Source organism: Streptomyces lomondensis (genome assembly GCF_014651035.1).
GTDB classification, from domain to species: Bacteria; Actinomycetota; Actinomycetes; order Streptomycetales; family Streptomycetaceae; genus Streptomyces; species Streptomyces lomondensis.
The window spans coordinates 481,506-497,708 of the sequence record NZ_BMWC01000004.1 but is presented as its reverse complement, the minus strand read 5'-3'; the positions used below and the strand labels follow the sequence as shown (position 1 = coordinate 497,708).

At 70.3% G+C, this 16,203-nt stretch carries 18 protein-coding genes; 8 read left to right on the top strand and 10 right to left on the bottom strand.

The window, feature by feature from the left end:
* Positions 1-192: 192 nt before the first annotated feature.
* Both IE255_RS17420 and IE255_RS17415 read right to left on the bottom strand, forming a co-directional pair.
* Positions 193-1,002 carry an alpha/beta fold hydrolase gene (locus IE255_RS17420; protein WP_190051376.1) on the bottom strand — a complete coding sequence of 270 codons (810 nt, stop codon included), beginning with the start codon at positions 1,000-1,002 and terminating at the stop codon, positions 193-195.
* Positions 1,003-1,112: 110 nt separating this feature from the next.
* Positions 1,113-1,541, bottom strand: a complete 429-nt coding sequence (locus tag IE255_RS17415) for a helix-turn-helix domain-containing protein (RefSeq protein ID WP_190051180.1) — start codon at positions 1,539-1,541, stop codon at positions 1,113-1,115.
* A 77-nt stretch (positions 1,542-1,618) separates the two neighbouring features.
* Between IE255_RS17415 and IE255_RS17410 the strand changes: the two genes are divergently transcribed.
* From IE255_RS17410 to IE255_RS17400, 3 genes are read left to right on the top strand one after another with little or no spacing between them, the layout of a single operon-like run.
* Entirely contained in the window at positions 1,619-2,470 is an 852-nt protein-coding gene (locus IE255_RS17410; RefSeq protein WP_190051179.1) for a class I SAM-dependent methyltransferase, read from the top strand.
* Positions 2,471-2,521: 51 nt separating this feature from the next.
* Entirely contained in the window at positions 2,522-3,232 is a 711-nt protein-coding gene (locus IE255_RS17405) for a ThuA domain-containing protein (protein WP_190051178.1), read from the top strand.
* Positions 3,202-4,314, top strand: a complete 1,113-nt coding sequence (locus IE255_RS17400; protein ID WP_190051177.1) for a Gfo/Idh/MocA family protein — start codon at positions 3,202-3,204, stop codon at positions 4,312-4,314. The genes IE255_RS17405 and IE255_RS17400 overlap by 31 nt, the downstream gene beginning before the upstream one ends.
* 5 nt (positions 4,315-4,319) lie before the next feature.
* Here IE255_RS17400 and IE255_RS17395 read toward each other — a convergent pair whose 3' ends face one another.
* Entirely contained in the window at positions 4,320-5,798 is a 1,479-nt protein-coding gene (locus IE255_RS17395; RefSeq protein WP_190051176.1) for a glutamate-cysteine ligase family protein, read from the bottom strand.
* Between the two features lie 121 nt (positions 5,799-5,919).
* Here IE255_RS17395 and IE255_RS17390 point away from each other — a divergent pair, with 121 nt between their 5' ends.
* The 3 genes from IE255_RS17390 to IE255_RS17380 all read left to right on the top strand — a co-directional run bounded on the left by IE255_RS17390 (position 5,920) and on the right by IE255_RS17380 (position 8,945).
* On the top strand, positions 5,920-7,104 hold the full coding sequence (locus IE255_RS17390) for an MFS transporter (RefSeq protein ID WP_190051175.1): 1,185 nt from the start codon (positions 5,920-5,922) through the stop codon (positions 7,102-7,104).
* 157 nt (positions 7,105-7,261) lie between these two features.
* Positions 7,262-8,161: an SDR family oxidoreductase gene (locus IE255_RS17385; protein WP_372487554.1), complete on the top strand. Its 900-nt coding sequence runs from the start codon at positions 7,262-7,264 to the stop codon at positions 8,159-8,161.
* Positions 8,162-8,216: 55 nt separating this feature from the next.
* The gene (locus IE255_RS17380) at positions 8,217-8,945 is read left to right on the top strand and encodes a maleylpyruvate isomerase family mycothiol-dependent enzyme (RefSeq protein WP_190051173.1); all 729 of its coding nucleotides are present in this window, start codon (positions 8,217-8,219) and stop codon (positions 8,943-8,945) included.
* Positions 8,946-8,951: 6 nt separating this feature from the next.
* On the opposite strand, the gene IE255_RS17375 is transcribed toward IE255_RS17380, so the two are convergent.
* Complete coding sequence (locus IE255_RS17375; RefSeq protein ID WP_190051172.1) at positions 8,952-9,347, bottom strand: MarR family winged helix-turn-helix transcriptional regulator; 396 nt, start codon at positions 9,345-9,347, stop codon at positions 8,952-8,954.
* Between the two features lie 86 nt (positions 9,348-9,433).
* Between IE255_RS17375 and IE255_RS17370 the strand changes: the two genes are divergently transcribed.
* The gene (locus tag IE255_RS17370) at positions 9,434-10,915 is read left to right on the top strand and encodes an MFS transporter (protein WP_190051171.1); all 1,482 of its coding nucleotides are present in this window, start codon (positions 9,434-9,436) and stop codon (positions 10,913-10,915) included.
* Positions 10,916-10,965: 50 nt separating this feature from the next.
* Here IE255_RS17370 and IE255_RS17365 read toward each other — a convergent pair whose 3' ends face one another.
* The 6 genes from IE255_RS17365 to IE255_RS39920 all read right to left on the bottom strand — a co-directional run bounded on the left by IE255_RS17365 (position 10,966) and on the right by IE255_RS39920 (position 15,691).
* Positions 10,966-11,418 carry a hypothetical protein gene (locus IE255_RS17365; protein ID WP_190051170.1) on the bottom strand — a complete coding sequence of 151 codons (453 nt, stop codon included), beginning with the start codon at positions 11,416-11,418 and terminating at the stop codon, positions 10,966-10,968.
* Between the two features lie 56 nt (positions 11,419-11,474).
* On the bottom strand, positions 11,475-12,584 hold the full coding sequence (locus IE255_RS17360) for a nitroreductase family protein (protein WP_190051169.1): 1,110 nt from the start codon (positions 12,582-12,584) through the stop codon (positions 11,475-11,477).
* On the bottom strand, positions 12,581-13,342 hold the full coding sequence (locus IE255_RS17355; RefSeq protein ID WP_190051168.1) for a phenylacetate--CoA ligase family protein: 762 nt from the start codon (positions 13,340-13,342) through the stop codon (positions 12,581-12,583). Before IE255_RS17355 ends, IE255_RS17360 begins: the two co-directional genes overlap by 4 nt.
* On the bottom strand, positions 13,243-13,992 hold the full coding sequence (locus IE255_RS17350; protein WP_190051167.1) for a phenylacetate--CoA ligase family protein: 750 nt from the start codon (positions 13,990-13,992) through the stop codon (positions 13,243-13,245). Before IE255_RS17350 ends, IE255_RS17355 begins: the two co-directional genes overlap by 100 nt.
* Positions 13,993-14,103: 111 nt before the next feature.
* Positions 14,104-15,537, bottom strand: a complete 1,434-nt coding sequence (locus tag IE255_RS17345; protein ID WP_229906452.1) for an HAL/PAL/TAL family ammonia-lyase — start codon at positions 15,535-15,537, stop codon at positions 14,104-14,106.
* Positions 15,538-15,556: 19 nt separating this feature from the next.
* Positions 15,557-15,691 (bottom strand): hypothetical protein, encoded by a 135-nt coding sequence (locus IE255_RS39920; protein ID WP_267974572.1) that lies wholly within the window; start codon positions 15,689-15,691, stop codon positions 15,557-15,559.
* Positions 15,692-15,962: 271 nt separating this feature from the next.
* On the opposite strand from IE255_RS39920, the gene IE255_RS17340 reads away from it, so the two are divergent.
* A complete protein-coding gene (locus tag IE255_RS17340) occupies positions 15,963-16,133 on the top strand; it encodes a hypothetical protein (protein WP_190051165.1) in 171 nt (56 codons plus the stop codon).
* Positions 16,134-16,203: the final 70 nt, after the last annotated feature.

Genomic DNA, 16,203 nt, shown 5'->3' with positions numbered 1-16,203 from the left:
TGTCGTTTGGATCACGCCGCAGACGCGGGGTCTGGCACGCACATCTGCCGCGTTGTCGTCGGTTGCCGACGCTCCGCGTCGACGCCCTCCTCCGCCTTGCAGCTGCACGCACCAGACCCCGCTCACCGGCGCTGAAAAGTACCGTCACTTCCCTGCGACCTGATCCAAACGACAGGCCCTAGGCGAGGGTGGTCAGCGGCCCGTCGCCGCGAAGCCCAGCAGCAACTCGCCGGTCGCCTCCGGCGCTTCGAGCATGGGGAGGTGCCCGACGTCGGGCAGCTGCTCGACTCGCGCGTTCGGCACCGTGTCGTAGTGGTGCGCTGAAGACGGATCCCAGCGGCGGTCGGCAGCACCGAAGATCACCAGAACCGGGACGTCGAGTGCGGTCAGGCGCGCGGGTACGCTCCTCTCGGCGATGTACGCGCCGTTTTGGCGCAGCACCGTCCTGAACGTGCGGTAGCCAATGGCCCGTGCCTCGGCGACCAGGTCGTCCGGGACGTCCACCGGGCGGTTGCACACCGCGGTCACCCCCCGGCGGAGCATCGCGTCGGAACGGACTCTCCACAGCAGCGGGCCGAGCGGCGGGGCGATCAGGACCCGAAGGAGGACGGGCTGCGGAAGGAGCGCGTCGGGACTCGGGCCACTGCTGATCAGTGCGAGCGAACCCACGAGGTCCGGGCGCTGTTCGGCGAGGGCGGTGGCGATGTATCCGCCGCTGGAGTGCCCGGCCACGGTGACCGGACGAAGGCCGAGCTCATCGAGCGCCGCGGCCAGGCGGGCTGCCTGCTCAGGCACGTCGTACGACGGCGCGGGCGGGGACTGACCGTGGCCCGGGAGGTCGACCCGGATGACGTGATACCGGCCGGCCAGTGCCGGCACTACCGGGCCCCAGGAGCTGCCCGAGGCCCCCGATCCGTGGATGAGCACCAGCGGCGGCGCCTCCCGCGGGCCGTCGTGGACCATGTGCATCCCGTGCAAGTGCTCGCCGTCGTAGATACCCATGCGCGGAAGGATGCCTGGGCTGCCGGCCTCGGTCTTGTACAAATGTCGTCACGGGGCCGACGATCGCCAGGACTTCCGTCTCCACGGTGAGCGGGACTTCCGCTGAAGTCTCAGTTCAGCGGGCTCCGAAGGTGACGGCTATCGCGCTTCGACTCAGTCACGTCGTCCAGGAGGCGGCGGAAGGTGGGGCACTCCAGATGGCTCGGCGCGGGGCAGGCGGCGGCATGCCGCAGGGAGTCGCGCAGGACGCCCAGTTCGCGGATCCTGCGGTCCAGTTCGTCCGCCTTGTCCGACAGCATCCGCCGGTCGATGCGCGGTTGTCCGTCCGGCGCGAACATCCGCGCGATCTCGTCGAGGGAGAACCCGGCCGTCCGCCCCAGCGCGATCAGCGCCAGCCGCTCCAGGACACCGGGGTCGTACTGGCGGCGCAGACCCCGCCGGCCGGTCGAGGCGATCAGTCCCTTCTCCTCGTAGAACCGCAGCGTCGAGGCGGGCACCCCGGCGCGGTTCGCCACTTCGGCGATGTCCAGGTCTGTCATTGTCTTGACCTCAAGTCGACTTGAAGTAGAACGCTGTCATCCCGACCTGACGAAAGCAAGCAGAAGGAGAGACGACCATGGACGCCTCGCGCAGGACCGACGACGAGCAGGCCGCCCGCTGGAACGGGCCCGCCGGGCACGCCTGGGTGGATCTCCAGGGCGTGCTGGACGAGATGTTCCGGCCGTTCGAGGAGCTGCTCGTGGAGGCCGTGTCCGCCGAGGGCGCGGCCCGGGTGCTCGACGTCGGCTGCGGTACGGGCGGCATCACGCGGGCCGTCGCGCGCCGGGCCGGTCACTGCGTCGGGGTCGACATCTCCGGCCCGATGATCGACACGGCCCGGTCGCTCGCCGAGCGGGAGGGGGTACCGGCGTCCTTCGTCCGCGCCGACGCGCAGGAGCACGCGTTCGAACCCGGCGCTTTCGACGCCGTCGTCTCGCGTTTCGGCGTCATGTTCTTCAGCGATCCGGTCCGGGCGTTCGGGAACCTCAGGAGCGCTGTGCGGGACGAGGGCGGGCTGTTCTTCGTCGCGTGGCGCGGCCCCGCGGAGAACCCGTTCATGACGACGGCCGAACGCGCCGCCGCGCCGTTCCTGCCGGACCTGCCGGCCCGCAGGCCGGACGAGCCCGGGCAGTTCGCGTTCGCCGACCCGGACCGGGTCCGCCGCATCCTGGCGGAGAGCGGATGGGCCGACATCGGCGTCCGGCCGATCGACGTGGTCTGCACCCTGCCCGAGCGGGAGCTGGTCCGTTACTTCACCCGGCTCGGCCCTCTCGGCATGATCCTGCCCGAGGCGGACGAGCGGACCCGCGCACGGATCGTCGAGGCGGTCCGTCCCGCCTTCGACCCCTTCGTGCGGGGCTCCGACGTCCGCTTCACCGCGGCCTGCTGGATGGTCTCCGCGCGGGCCTCGGCCGCGAAACTTTCGTGAGGCACGGCCCTCTTTTCGAAACGCGGGCGTCCTGCGCATAGTGAGATCACGATGACGCAGAAGAGAGCCCTGGTTGTCCGAGGCGGCTGGGAAGGCCACGAGCCGGTCAAGGCCACGGAGTTGTTCCTGCCCTTCCTCCGGGACAACGGATACGTCGTCCGGGTCGAGGAGTCGACCGACGTCTACGCCGACACCGCCGAGATGGCCGGCACCGACCTCGTGGTCCAGTGCGTCACGATGTCGGAGATCACGTCCGAGCAGCTGGCCGGACTGAGCTCCGCGGTCGTGGCCGGCACCGGCTTCACCGGCTGGCACGGCGGCATCGCCGACTCGTTCCGTGCCTGCGCCGACTATCTCCACCTGGTGGGCGGCCAGTTCGCCTCGCACCCCGGCAAGGAACCCTGCGAGCGTCGGGGCGAGGCGGCGGACAACTTCCTGCCGCACACCATCGCCTTCACCGAGGCCGGCCGGGAGCACCCCGTCACCGCCGGCCTGGCGGACTTCGAGCTGGACACCGAGCAGTACTGGGTGCTGCACGACGACCTCATCGACGTCCTGGCCACCACCACGCATCCGGCACGGCCGTGGCAGCCCTGGCACCGGCCGGTCACCTCGCCGGCGGTGTGGACCCGCCGGTGGGGCGCCGGGCGGATCGTGGTGACGACACCGGGGCACAGCGTCGACGTACTGGAGAACCCCACCGTCCGCACCATCATCGAGAGGGGCATGCTGTGGGCGACGCGCACCGCATCGGCGTCGTAGGGCTCGGGGTCATCTCCCGCGCGTACCTGGACACGCTGGCCGGTCATCCCGCCGTGCGCGTCACCGCGGTCGCGGACCTCGACGCCTCCCGGTCGGCCGCGGTCGCCGCTGAACTGCCCGGCGTCCAGGCGCTGTCGGTCGAGGAGTTGCTGGGCAGCCCGGACGTGGACACGGTCCTGAACCTCACCACGCCGGCGGCCCACGCCCAGATCGCCTTCGGGGCGATCCGCCACGGCAAGCACGTCTACGGGGAGAAGCCCCTGGCGGCGGATTTGGAAGAGGCCCGGGCCGTCATGGCGGCCGCCGCGCGGGCGGGCGTCCGTGTGGGATGCGCGCCGGACACCGTGCTGGGCACGGGAGTTCAGACGGCGCGGGCGGCCGTGGCATCGGGGAGCATCGGACGCCCGCTGTTCGCCTCGGCCGTGATGGTCACGCCGGGCCACGAACGCTGGCATCCCCACCCGGACTTCTACTACACGGCCGGCGGCGGCCCGCTGCTCGACATGGGCCCGTACTACCTCTCGTCCCTGATCCACCTGCTGGGCCCGGTGCGGGCCGTGATCGGGGCGGCCGGCCGGCTGCGCGAGGAGCGTGTCATCGGGTCCGGCCCCCGCGCGGGCGAGCGCATACCGGTGGAGGTGGACAGTCATGTCTCGGGCGTGCTGGAGCACATGAACGGGACGCTGACGACCCTTACGACGAGCTTCGACGGGGTGGCGACCACGGCCGCCCCCATCGAGGTGCACGGCGAGCGGGGCACCCTCGCCGTCCCCGACCCGAACCGCTTCGACGGCGAGGTGCGCCTCCACGCGCTCGGCGACACGCGGTGGCGCGCCCTGCCCGCGTCGGCGGGCTACGAGGACGGCGCCCGCGGCGTCGGCCTGCTGGACTTCCTCTCCGCCGACGGGCGGCGCGCGAACGGCGAGGTCGCCCTCCACGTGCTGGACGCGATGACAGCCCTCCTGCGCTCCTCGGCCGAGGGACGGCGGATCGAGCTGACGACGTCGGCCCAGGTGCCCGCGCCCGTGCCGCTGACGGCGGCACAGGACTGGAGGGGCCAGGCCACGCCCACTCCCGCGTGAGCGCGTCAGTCCACGGGCCAAGTGTGCGCGGGCGCGTTCATGTGCATGTAGTCCATGTACGTCCGGGTCATCTGCCGCAGCGCCTCGCTCCGGTCCAAGACGCCGGCCTTCTCCAGGTGGTGGACCGTCTCCGCCTGCCACACGGCGCCGTTGCGCGCGGTGACGCAGCGCTGCTCGATGATGCCCAGCAGGGGTTCGCGCCAGGCGTCGTCCATGCCGGCCAGCTCCAGGCCCCGGTGGGCGAGGGGCAGCAGGCGCCGCAACACCAGTTCCGTGGCGGGCACTTCGCCCACCCCGGGCCAGTACAGGCGGGCGTCGATGCCGTCGCGGGCCGCGGTGTGCAGGTTCTCCTCGGCGACCGAGAAGGACATCCGCGTCCACACCGGCCGGTCCTCGTCGACCAGGGCGCGGGTGAGCCCGTAGTAGAAGGCGCCGTTGGCGATGATGTCGGCCACGGTGGGGCCGGCGGGCAGGACCCGGTTCTCGATGCGCAGATGCGGGCCGCTGTCGGTGACGGCGTAGATGGGGCGGTTCCAGCGGTAGATCGTGCCGTTGTGCAAGGTGAGTTCGCCCAGCTGCGGCACTCCGCCGCTGTCGAGCGCCTGCTGCGGGTCCTCGTCCTCGCACAGGGGCAGCAGGGCCGGGAAGTAGCGGACGTTCTCCTCGAAGAGGTCGAAGACGCTGGTGATCCAGCGCTCCCCGAACCACACCCGGGGCCGCACGCCCTGGGCCTTGATCTCCTCGGGGCGGGTGTCGGTGGCCTGCTCGAACAGGGGGATGCGGGTCTCGCGCCACAGCTCCCGGCCGAACAGGAAGGGCGAGTTGGCGGCCAGGGCGATCTGCACGCCCGCGATGGCCTGGGCCGCGTTCCAGTAGTGCGGGAACTCCTTCGGGGCGACCTGGAGGTGGAACTGGGTGCTGGTACAGGCGGCCTCGGGGGTGATGGTGTCGGCGTAGGTCGACAGGCGCTCCACGCCGTCGACCCTGATCCGCAGGTCCTCGCCGCGCGCCGCGAAGATCTGCTCGTTGAGCAGCCGGTAGCGCGGGTCGCCGGAGAGGGCGGCCTCGCTCACGTCGGGCTCCCCCAGGGTCGGCAGGATGCCGACCATGATCAGGTGGGCGCCCACGGCGGAGGCGCGGTCCTCGGCGTGGTTGAGCGCGTCCCGGATGGCCTGCTCCCAGGCGCCGGGGCCGCCGGCCGTCAGCTGCCGGGGCGGGATGTTGATCTCCAGGTTGAAGCGGCCGAGCTCGCTCGACCAGGCGGGGTCGGCGATCGCCCGGAGCACGTCGGTGTTCCGCATCGCCGGAAACCCCTCGTCGTCCACCAGGTTGAGCTCGATCTCCAGCCCGACCCGGGGGCGCTCGCTCTCGAAGCTCGACTCGCGCAGCATCCGCGCCAGCACCTCGAGATCGGCGTGCATCTTCTCCCGGTAGCGACGGCGGTCCTCCCGTGTGAACACCAGGGCCGGCACGTCCCGTCCCATGCGCCCTCCCGAGTTCCCTCGGCGGATAGGTCTCGTCCCAGCGTCGCACCTTGTCCTCGCCCCCGCACCCACCTAGCCTGACTTTGTGCCGCGAATAAACAAAACCCGAACGCACAGTGCCGTGCCGGGCAACGGCAACTCCCTCACCCGACTCCGTGTCGCGCTCACCGTCTTCTTCGCCCTCGACGGTTTCGTCTTCGCCGGCTGGGTCGTCCGGATCCCCGCCATCAAGGAACAGACCGGCGCCTCGGCCAGCGCCCTCGGGCTCGCCCTGCTGGGCGTCTCCGCCGGGGCCGTCGTCACCATGACCCTCACGGGACGCCTGTGCCGCCGCTACGGCAACCACCGGGTCACCGTCGTCTGCGCCGTCCTGCTCTCCCTCAGCGTCGCCCTGCCCCCGCTCACCCATTCGGCCCTGGCGCTCGGCCTGGTCCTGCTGCTCTTCGGCGCCGCGTACGGCGGGATCAACGTCGCCTTCAACAGCGCCGCGGTCGAACTGGTGACCGCGCTGCGGCGGCCGATCATGCCGAGCTTCCACGCCGCGTTCAGCCTGGGCGGCATGATCGGCGCGGGGCTGGGCGGGCTGGTCGCGGGGTCCCTCTCGCCCACCCGGCACCTGGTGCTGCTGACCGTCGTCGGCCTGCTGGTGACGGCCGGGGCGGGACCCACGCTGCTGCGGCACGAGCCCCCGGCGCCGCCCGAGCGGGAGCGGACCGAGCGGGGCGGCGCCCCTCGCCGGCTCGACGGCCGGACCCGGTGGCTGGTGATCGTCTTCGGGGTGATCGCCGGGTGCACCGCGTACGGGGAGGGGGCGCTGGCCGACTGGGGCGCCCTGCACCTGGAACAGGACCTGGACGCCTCGCCGGGCGCCGCGGCCGCCGGCTACTCCTGCTTCGCGCTCGCCATGACCGTGGGGCGGCTCACCGGCACGACGCTCCTGGAGCGCCTGGGGCGGACCCGGACCGTCGTCGCCGGCGGCACCACCGCGGCGGCCGGCATGCTGCTCGGCTCGCTCGCCCCCTCCCTGTGGGCGGCCCTGCTCGGCTACGCGGTCACGGGCCTCGGCCTGGCCAACCTCTTCCCCGTCGCCGTGGAACGCGCGGGCGCGCTCGCCGGCCCCAGCGGTGTCGCCACGGCCTCCACGCTGGGCTACGGCGGCATGCTCCTCGGCCCGCCCGCGATCGGCTTCATGGCGGACTGGTTCACCCTGCCGGCCGCGCTGACCAGCGTGGCGGTGCTCGCGGCGGTGGCGGCGGCCGTAGGGGCGCTGGTGGGCGCGGCGACGCGGCGGGCGGCAGAGGGCTGAGAGAAGCGGCCGCGGGGTCCGGCGCGCGCACGCCGGCATCTTCGGGGCCGGAAGCCCGTTCGCCGCGGTCCGGCGATCCACCCACGGTCGGCTGATCGGCACTGCCGTGTTCCGGGGTACCCGTGGCCACGCCCGTTGCGATCACCGGGCCGTAGCCATGGAACAAGGAGGCAGACCCGTGAGCGAACAGCAGCACCCCGGCAAGCAGCACCCGACCCCGGAGTTTCCCTCCCAGGACCAGCCGCACCCGGGCTGGACGGGGCCCATGGACCCGCCCCCGGACCACGGTGAGGAGTCCTACCGGGGCAGCGGCCGGCTGGACGGCCGCAAGGCCGTGATCACCGGCGGGGACTCCGGCATCGGCCGCGCGGTCGCCCTGGCGTTCGCCCGTGAGGGAGCCGACGTGCTCTTCACCCATCTGGACGACGAGAAGGACGACGCCGCCGAGACCGCCCGGCTGGTCGAGGAGGCCGGACGGCGTGCCGTGCCCGTCTCCTGCGACGTACGGGAGGAGGAGAACTGCCGGGCGCTGATCGGCCGTGCCGTGGACGAGTTCGGCCGGATCGACGTCCTGGTGAACAACGCGGCGTACCAGATGTCGCAGCCCGAGGGCATCGAGGCGATCTCCACCGAGCAGTTCGACCGGGTGATGCGCACCAACCTGTACGGCATGTTCTGGCTGTGCAAGCTGGCCCTGCCGCACATCCCGGAGGGCGGCAGCATCATCAACTCCACGTCGGTGCAGGCGTACAAGCCCAGTCCGCACCTGTTGGACTACGCGACGACGAAGGGCGCGATCGTCACCTTCACGCAGGGGCTGGCGCAGATGGTGATCGACCGGGGCGTCCGCGTCAACGCGGTGGCGCCGGGCCCGGTGTGGACGCCGCTGATCCCGTCGACCATGCCGGACACGCAGACGTTCGGCAAGCAGGCGCCGATCGGGCGCCCCGCGCAGCCGGCCGAGATGGCCCCGGCGTACGTCTTCCTCGCCTCGCAGGAGGCGTCGTACATCACCGCCGAGATCGTCAACGCGACGGGCGGTACGCCGCTGCCGTAGCGGGCCCTGGAATTGCCGGTGCTTGGAGCGTGCTCCATGCGGCAGACTCGGGGCCATGGAGACCGCCGAGTTGCTTCAAGTGCTGGAGGCAGAGGGCCCGTTGCTGGCCGCGGCCGCCGAGGAGGCGGGCACGGACGCGAAGGTGCCGACGTGCCCGGGGTGGCAGGTGCGCGATCTGTTGCGGCACACGGGCGCGGTGCACCGCTGGGCCGCCGCGTACGTGACCGAGGGGTACACCGAGCGCCGCCCGCTGGTCGAACCCACCGGCATCGACGGCGCGGAGCTCGTGGCCTGGTACCGCGCCGGCCACCGCCACCTCGTCGGCGTGCTGGCCGACGCCCGGCCCGACGTGGAGTGCTGGGCCTTCCTGCCCGCGCCGTCCCCGCCGGCCTTCTGGACCCGGCGGCAGGCGCACGAGACGGCCGTGCACCGGGTGGACGCCGAGTCCGCACGCGGGGGCGGTACGACCGCCCTCGCCCCGGACTTCGCGACCGACGGCATCGACGAACTGCTGCGCGGCTTCCACGCCCGCCCCAAGAGCCGGGTCCGCACCCCCGAACCGCGCGTCCTGCGGGTCCGCACGGACGACACCGACGCGGTGTGGACCGTACGGCTGTCCGAGGAGCCGCCCGTGACCACGCGCGGCGCGTCCGGGGACGCCGAGTGCGAACTGTCCGGCCCTGCCGACCAGTTGTACCTGGCGCTGTGGAACAGGGCTCCCCTGCCGTCGGTCACCGGCGATCGGGCGCTCGCGGAGCTGTGGCGGGAGACGTCAGGGATCTGACCGGGCTCAGTCGTCCGCCAGCGTCCGCGCCAGCACCGCGCGCTGCACGGGCAGCACCTCGCGGTGCAGCGCGCGTCCCTTCGCCGTGAGGGAGACCTTCACGCCCCGCCGGTCCTCGGGGCACATGCAGCGCTCCACGAGCCCTTCCTTCTCCAGCCGCGCGATCAGCCTGGACAGCGCGCTCTGGCTGAGGTGCACCCGCTCGGAGATCTCCTGCACGCGGTAGGCCGCGGTGCCCTTCGGAGCCCGGCCCGCGGCCAGGACGTCGAGCACCTCGAAGTCGCTGGCGCACAGGCCGTGGCCGTGCAGCGCCCGGTCGAGTTCGCACTGCGTGCGCGCGTGCAGCGCCAGAATGCCCCGCCACCGTTCCACGAGCGCCTGTTCGGCCTGCTTCGCCGCCATGGGCCGCACCGTAACAGAGAAACCGAGATTGTTGCACCTGAATTAAATGCGCTTGCATCACATGCATGCGCATGTAGTCTCTCGGCATGACCTCTCCGCTCACCTCGCCGACGTCCGAAGGGCGTTGGACTCCCCGACTGTGGGGCACCCTGCTGGTGCTCTGCGCCGCGATGTTCCTCGACGCCCTCGACGTGTCCATGGTCGGCGTCGCGCTGCCGTCCATCGGCGCCGACCTCGGCCTGTCGACCTCCGCGCTGCAATGGATCATCAGCGGCTACATCCTGGGCTACGGCGGTCTGCTGCTGCTCGGCGGCCGCGCCGCCGACCTGCTGGGCCGGCGCCAGGTCTTCCTGGTGGCGCTGGGCGTCTTCGCACTGGCCTCGCTGCTCGGCGGTCTCGTCGACTCCGGGCCGCTGCTCATCGCCAGCCGCTTCATCAAGGGCCTGAGCGCGGCCTTCACGGCCCCCGCCGGCCTGTCGATCATCACCACGACATTTCCCGAGGGCCCGCTGCGCAACCGGGCGCTGGCCATCTACACCACCTGCGCGGCCACCGGCTTCTCCATGGGCCTGGTCCTGTCCGGCCTGCTCACCGAGGCCAGTTGGCGCCTCACCATGCTGCTGCCCGCGCCCATCGCCCTGATCGCGCTCGTCGCCGGCCTGAAGCTGCTGCCGCGCAGCGAACGGGAGAAGGACCACAACGGCTACGACTTCCCCGGCGCCGTCCTCGGCACCGCGTCGATGCTGCTGCTGGTCTTCACCGTCGTCCAGGCACCGGAGGCCGGCTGGGCGTCGGCCCGCACGCTGCTGTCCTTCCTTGCCGTGGCCGTGCTGCTGACCGTGTTCGTCCTGGTCGAGCGCCGCTCGGCGGGTCCGCTGATCCGGCTCGGTGTGCTGCGCTCCGGCAGCCAGATCCGCGCCCAGCTCGGCGCGATGACCTTCTTCGGCTCCTACGTCAGCTTCCAGTTCCTCGCGACGCTCTACATGCAGTCCCTGCTCGGCTGGTCGGCGCTGCACACCGCGCTCGCCTTCCTGCCCGCGGGCGTGCTGGTGGCGGCGTCCTCGACGAAGGTGGGCGCGATCGTGGACCGGTTCGGCACCCAGCGGCTGATCGCGGTCGGCTTCGCGCTCATGGTCCTCGGATACGCGCTGTTCCTGCGCGTCGACCTCGCCCCGGTGTACGCCGCGGTGATCCTGCCGAGCATGCTGCTCATCGGCGCGGCCTGCGCCCTGGTCTTCCCCTCGCTCAACATCCAGGCCACCAACGGCGTCGACGACCACGAGCAGGGCATGGTCTCCGGGCTGCTCAACACCTCGGTGCAGGTGGGCGGCGCGATCTTCCTGGCCGTGGTGACGGCGGTAGTGACCGCGGACTCCCCCGAGGGCGGCGCCGCCTCCCCGCAGGCCGTCCTCGACAGCTACCGGCCCGGCCTGGTGGTGGTGACGCTCATCGCCCTCGCCGGCCTGCTGATCACCCTCACCGGCCTGCGGACCCGGCGGGACCGGCCGTCGGTCGTGGTCGCCACGTCCACCCCGAAGGAGGCGGAGCGCGTCACCGTACGCGACTAAAGGGTCGTTGCAGAAGGGTGGCAGTGGTCACCCCAGTCGTCCGCGACTTGTCACCGGAGCTGAATGGTTCTGCGTACGGAAGGAGTCGTGTGGGAGGGGCTGCTGGGGCGTCCGATGCGCAGAAGTACCTGGGGTCGCCAGCCGGGTTCCAGCTCAGCTGCCAGTTGGGGTGTCAGGGTGGGGATTTCCACGGGTCCGGCGTTGATGTCGTGCGTCAGCCCGTCGGCGGCGGCACGCAGGAGAAGCCGGTAGGCGGCCCGGCCGGCGTCACACCACGCTCTTGGGTCGTCGGCCCGGGTCGCTACAACTGCCAGCAGGCCGGGGGAGACCGCATACACATGGCGGAGCCGCTCGGCGGTTCGCTCGGGGTCGGCGTGGGTCAGGAACCACTGCCGCGCGGGCATGTCCTGGTGGTCGGCGTCGGGGAACAGTGCTTCTACGGCCATGCCGGTCTGGGCGGCCTCGCCGCTCCAGTGCAGCAGTTCTGCAAGCTCTCGGCGCATGGCGGGCAGCGTCAGCACGGTGGCCATCCCCGAACACACGAGCGCTGCGATCCTGTTCACTGCGGCCTGTTCGGTGATGAGGAAGGTCCGGGTGCCGGTGGCGGTGTCTGAGAACGCACCGGATTGCAGCCACGGAGGCGGCACCAGGGGAGCGTAGGGTCCCCGGTCGGTGCGGCGCTGCCAGATGGCTCGGTAGAGGCGCTCGTCCCTCGTGGCCGGGCCCTCGGTGAGGCGCAGGGTGGCCACCGTGCGGCTGCCGGGCACCTGGGCCACCTGCATGAGCTGCGAGGTGATCCCCCATCGTCGGGCCGCGAACGGACACTCGTGACGTACTCGGTGTTGATGCGTGTCCGCTCGTCGACAGCACGCGGTGTCTGGTACTCGGCGTCCAGGAGCGCATCGAGGTCGACCGTGTACCGGCCGGATGGCATGAGCTGTCCGGTGAGGATGCGTCGGGCGGCATAGGCCAGGGCCACGCCCGAGAGGGCAGCGGCGGTACCGAGCTGCGGCCAGGCGGTCAAGCGCGTCCCCACCTGCTGGAGCGACAGCTGCATGCGTGGGGTGATGCCGGATCCCACCAGCAGGCAGGCCAGGGCTACCTTTTCGGCATGCGAGGGATGGCGGGGTACCCGACGCAGACGGTTTTCCTCCACCGCGCCGTGGAACAGGTGCCGGCGCGGTTCGAGGTCGAAGCGCTCCACATCGAGCAAGGTGTTGTCGCCGTTGTCGGTCGCCATGAGGACCGGGATGCGCCGGGCGCGCGCTGCGAAACGGGCGTGGATCTTCATATGGATGTCGTCCGTTTCTTCGATGAGAAGGTCCAGGCGGTCCCCACCGTTGCCGAGGAACGCCTCGATCGTCTCGGCGGTGAGGCCGTGGAAGGTCTCCACACGCTGGAAAGGGTTCAGCTCCCACACGCGTTCGGCACAGATCCTCGTCTTGGGCAGACCCAGATGGCAGACCGAGGACGGCAGTCGGTTCAAGGGCGAGTCCGTCGAGAGGAAGGGGAACTCGACGTGGAAGAGTTCTTCGATCAGCTGTGGAAGGGCATCGACCGCACTGTCGACCTTCCCCGACGCGCGCAGCATCCGGAAGGCTGCCATCTCCCCGGTGGAGGAAGCGTCGAACAGTCGCACGCGGGAGGCTGGTTGCGGCGACGCGGTCATGAGGAGATCCACCGGTGTTTGACGGCGATCTCAAAGGCCGGATCGCCGTGGGGAAGCAGGACGATGTCGGGGACGCAGCGGGAGGGCTGGGTTCGCTCCAGATGCCGGTACTCGGCGTTGGTCTGCCGCAGCGCCTGCATGACGGCCTGTGTGACGCGCTCGCGCAGCCGGTGGCAATCGTTCGCACCGGGGCGCAGTTCCACCGTGAGGCGCAGTTGCTGGTCGCCGCCGTCCGACTGCTCCACCGCCAGGACGAACTTGCCTGAAATCTCATGTTCGATGTCCGGGTTCTCCAACCCGGCCTTGATGTTGTCGGGGTAGATGTTGAGGGCGTAGAACGTGCAGACCACGTCGGTGCGTCCGTGGAGCGCGATGAAGTGGCCGCTGGATGACGCAGTGAGGTCTGCGGGCAGTTCCTGGCCGCACTGCCTCATCGCCTGCGTGAGTTCGCGCATGGTCATCACCCGGCCGGTGTCGCCGATGCGGTAGCGGACCAGTGGCAACCCGCTGCGCGCACTGAGGATGAGATGCCCGTCAATTTCTTCTACATGGCGAAGAGCGGGATCGAACTCTACGAAAGCGGGCGGTGTACTGGCGCCGGGGAACACCGTGCTGTGTACGTGCGGGCTTTTCGCGGCGAGACGACGGATGTACACCGTCAGCGGTGATTCGACGCCGATGATACCGGCGTCGGCTGTGCCGTAGATACCGAGCGAGCCCGTGAGGGGGTCGGTGATGTGCGCTGCTCGGTGGACCATGTCACGCCAGTGTTCGGAGTAGCCCCGGAGAAAACCAGACGCAGGTTCAAGGTATCCAGCGCGACGTCGGCTGCGGCCTCGATCACGTCTTTGACGATCGGCGGGTAGCCCATGATGACCGTCTGCTGGAATCCGGAAGCAAGGTCCCGCAGGATCGTGACGCTCTCGTCCACATCGATGCCGGGGCAGATGGCCGTGAGCCGGTAGCCGCGCTGTGTCAGGCCGGTGATTGCGCCCAATTCATAAGTGGCAGCCACGTGCGTGCCCATAGCGAAGGTGATGATGCACAAGGTGGAGCGGCTGCGGCAGTCGAAGGTCTCCCATAGGGGCTCATTGAGCCGCATGGCCTCTTGGCGGCTGAGGTCGTTCTGCGGCCAGTAGAACGGGGTGCCGCTCGATCCGGAACTGGCAGCCAGCACCCCGACACCGGAAAAGTCGCCACTCCACAACAGATCGGACAGCGGGTACGCCCGCAGGTAGTCGTCTTTGCTGGTGACCGGTACCCGGCTGAAGTCTGCGGGCTCCGAGACGGCACGGGCATCGAATCCCCGGCTCTGGAGGAAGGCGGCATAGGCAGGTACGGATCTCGATGCCCGCTGGAACAGTCGCAACGGCCAATCGAAGAGCGACGAATGCGCGGAGTCGAGCATGCGGGACCTTCCGTCGTATAGGTCTCCTTCGGGGAGCGTAAGTCCAGGCCAGGTGCTCCACCAGCTGACAACCGCCGAACGGAGACGCTCCGCAGCCGCTCGGCCGGGCCTTCAGCACGGCCGGCCCAGCGGCTCCTGAGCATGGTTGAGGTGGCGTGCGAGAGCCGCCAGTTCTCCGGCCAGCGGGCGGTCGCCGGCCAGAGGACCGGCGACGGTGCGAACGGCGGCGTGCAGTGCACGGCCGGCAGGTGAGAGCAGGTGAGGGCCACGCAGGTCGGCAGCCTGACAGGCAGCGTGCAGGTGGTGCGCAAGGACGGCCACAGTGAGTTCGGTGACGTCCCTTGCGTCACGGGCGGCATGGGTCCCCAAACTCACCTTGTCCTGGTTGTGGGCCTCCGTCGAGCGGGAGAACACCGCAGCCGGCGCCGTACGCCTGAGTGCCTCTGCGGTGAGCGCCGAACAGGCGATCTGAACCCCTTTGTAACCATGGTTCATCCCCGCCTCGGCCGCCCCGCCGGTGTCGCCTGGGGCGAGGTTTGCGGGCAATCCGCGGTTGTAACGGCCGTCGACAAGCAGTGCAAGCTGCCTGTCCAGCAGATCGGCGACGCTCGCGACAGCCGTTTTGAGTGCGTCCATGGCCTGACAGACATGACCGCCGTAGAAATTGCCACCGCTGTGGACCGCCACATCCTGGGCGTCGAAGAGCGGGTTGTCATCGGCAGAATTGATCTCAACGGTCAGCCAGCGCCCGGCCCATGCCAGCGTGTCACGAAGCACACCGATGACATGGGGGGCACAGCGCAGGCTGTAGCGGTCCTGCACATCATGGTCCAGATGCTGGTGCGGACGGCCGCCCAGATCCGGCGTCCTCGTGCGGACCTGCACAGGGTCGACGGCGAGTCGGGAACCGCAAAGCCTCGCACGGATGGCCTGCGCACTGGCTCGCTGGCCGGGGTGGGGCTTGTGGGCCTGCAGGAAGTCGTCATAGTGCCCGGTATTGCCGCACAGGACCTCCACGGCCAGAGCGGTGGCGGCCTCAGCGGCATCGGCGATCAGATGAGCATGGCCCAGGGCGAGGCAGGCGAGGGCCGACATGAACGAGGTGCCGTTGACCAGAGCCAGCCCTTCCTTGGCCTCCAAGGCCAGTGGGGCAAGCCCAACCCGCTCAAGAGCAGCAGAAGCAGAGGTACGCCTGCCGCGATGCAGGACGTCGCCGTGGCCGGTGAGTGTCTGGGCCACATACGCCAGGGGGATCAGATCGCCGCTGGCACCGACCGAGCCGTGTTCCGGCACCAGGGCCAACACGTCGTGTTCCAACAGGGCCAGCAACTGCTCCACGACGCTGGGACGGACTCCCGAGACACCCCTGGCCAGGCAGTTGGCCCGAATCAGAATCGTGGCCCGCACCACCTCGTCCGGGACACACGGGCCGGTGCCACACAGCAGGAACTGAAGGAGGTGCTCCTGCAAACCCCCGGCACGTTCCGCGGCGACTTGCTCGGTATTGCTGTCCCCGAACCCCGTCGTCACACCGTAGATCGGCACGTTCTGTCGTAAGAGCTGGTCACGGACCCGTCGTCCCTTCCCGGGCCGCTTCGTCGAACGTGACCCGCGCACCGGGGGTACGGGCCACCATCTGGACCATGTCGGGGGTGAGACCGGAGCCGTCCACGACCAGGAGCGGATTTCTACGGGCCATTTGATTACCGTCCAGTGGAAGAACGAGGACTTTCAAGACAGCGTCGCAACCACTGGGCGCCCCAGCACCTCACAGCCCTCTGTACAAAACCTGCCCACACCTGATGGGCTGAAGGCGTGGTTGTCGCCGCGTGAGAAGCAATCGGCACTGAAAGCCGACCTTGCCTGGGCAGGGCTGCAAGGAATACGCCGGCCATCTCAGGAGAAAACATGCGTGTCCTTGCTCAAGGCACGACGAAATTGGCACGGCTGGTCCTCGCCCCCTGCTCGCCATGACCGCGATCGGATGCGGGAACACCGAGGAGGCCACCGAAGGCAGCGGCGCCGACCGGGCTGCTGCGACGCGCGCCTCCGCCGTCCCGTCCCCCGCAGGGGTGCGGGCCCCGCACTGCCGCTCGGCACACCTCAAGGCGGACATCACCATCCAGAAGGACAGGCCCTAGTGGCGCTCACGAACAAGAGCAACCGCACATGCACCGTCGAGGGCTACCTCACCTACGGCGGGCTGGGGGC

What these genes read in the sequence shown, in the direction of transcription:
- IE255_RS17420 (WP_190051376.1), bottom strand. Translation starts at nt 1,002, where the DNA reads ATGGGTATCTACGACGGCGAGCACTTGCACGGGATGCACATGGTCCAC.
- IE255_RS17415 (WP_190051180.1), bottom strand. Translation starts at nt 1,541, where the DNA reads ATGACAGACCTGGACATCGCCGAAGTGGCGAACCGCGCCGGGGTGCCC.
- IE255_RS17410 (WP_190051179.1), top strand. Translation starts at nt 1,619, where the DNA reads ATGGACGCCTCGCGCAGGACCGACGACGAGCAGGCCGCCCGCTGGAAC.
- IE255_RS17405 (WP_190051178.1), top strand. Translation starts at nt 2,522, where the DNA reads ATGACGCAGAAGAGAGCCCTGGTTGTCCGAGGCGGCTGGGAAGGCCAC.
- IE255_RS17395 (WP_190051176.1), bottom strand. Translation starts at nt 5,798, where the DNA reads ATGGGACGGGACGTGCCGGCCCTGGTGTTCACACGGGAGGACCGCCGT.
- IE255_RS17385 (WP_372487554.1), top strand. Translation starts at nt 7,262, where the DNA reads ATGGAACAAGGAGGCAGACCCGTGAGCGAACAGCAGCACCCCGGCAAG.
- IE255_RS17380 (WP_190051173.1), top strand. Translation starts at nt 8,217, where the DNA reads ATGGAGACCGCCGAGTTGCTTCAAGTGCTGGAGGCAGAGGGCCCGTTG.
- IE255_RS17375 (WP_190051172.1), bottom strand. Translation starts at nt 9,347, where the DNA reads ATGGCGGCGAAGCAGGCCGAACAGGCGCTCGTGGAACGGTGGCGGGGC.
- IE255_RS17370 (WP_190051171.1), top strand. Translation starts at nt 9,434, where the DNA reads ATGACCTCTCCGCTCACCTCGCCGACGTCCGAAGGGCGTTGGACTCCC.
- IE255_RS17365 (WP_190051170.1), bottom strand. Translation starts at nt 11,418, where the DNA reads ATGCGCCGAGAGCTTGCAGAACTGCTGCACTGGAGCGGCGAGGCCGCC.
- IE255_RS17360 (WP_190051169.1), bottom strand. Translation starts at nt 12,584, where the DNA reads ATGACCGCGTCGCCGCAACCAGCCTCCCGCGTGCGACTGTTCGACGCT.
- IE255_RS17355 (WP_190051168.1), bottom strand. Translation starts at nt 13,342, where the DNA reads ATGGTCCACCGAGCAGCGCACATCACCGACCCCCTCACGGGCTCGCTC.
- IE255_RS17350 (WP_190051167.1), bottom strand. Translation starts at nt 13,992, where the DNA reads ATGCTCGACTCCGCGCATTCGTCGCTCTTCGATTGGCCGTTGCGACTG.
- IE255_RS39920 (WP_267974572.1), bottom strand. Translation starts at nt 15,691, where the DNA reads ATGGCCCGTAGAAATCCGCTCCTGGTCGTGGACGGCTCCGGTCTCACC.
- IE255_RS17340 (WP_190051165.1), top strand. Translation starts at nt 15,963, where the DNA reads ATGACCGCGATCGGATGCGGGAACACCGAGGAGGCCACCGAAGGCAGC.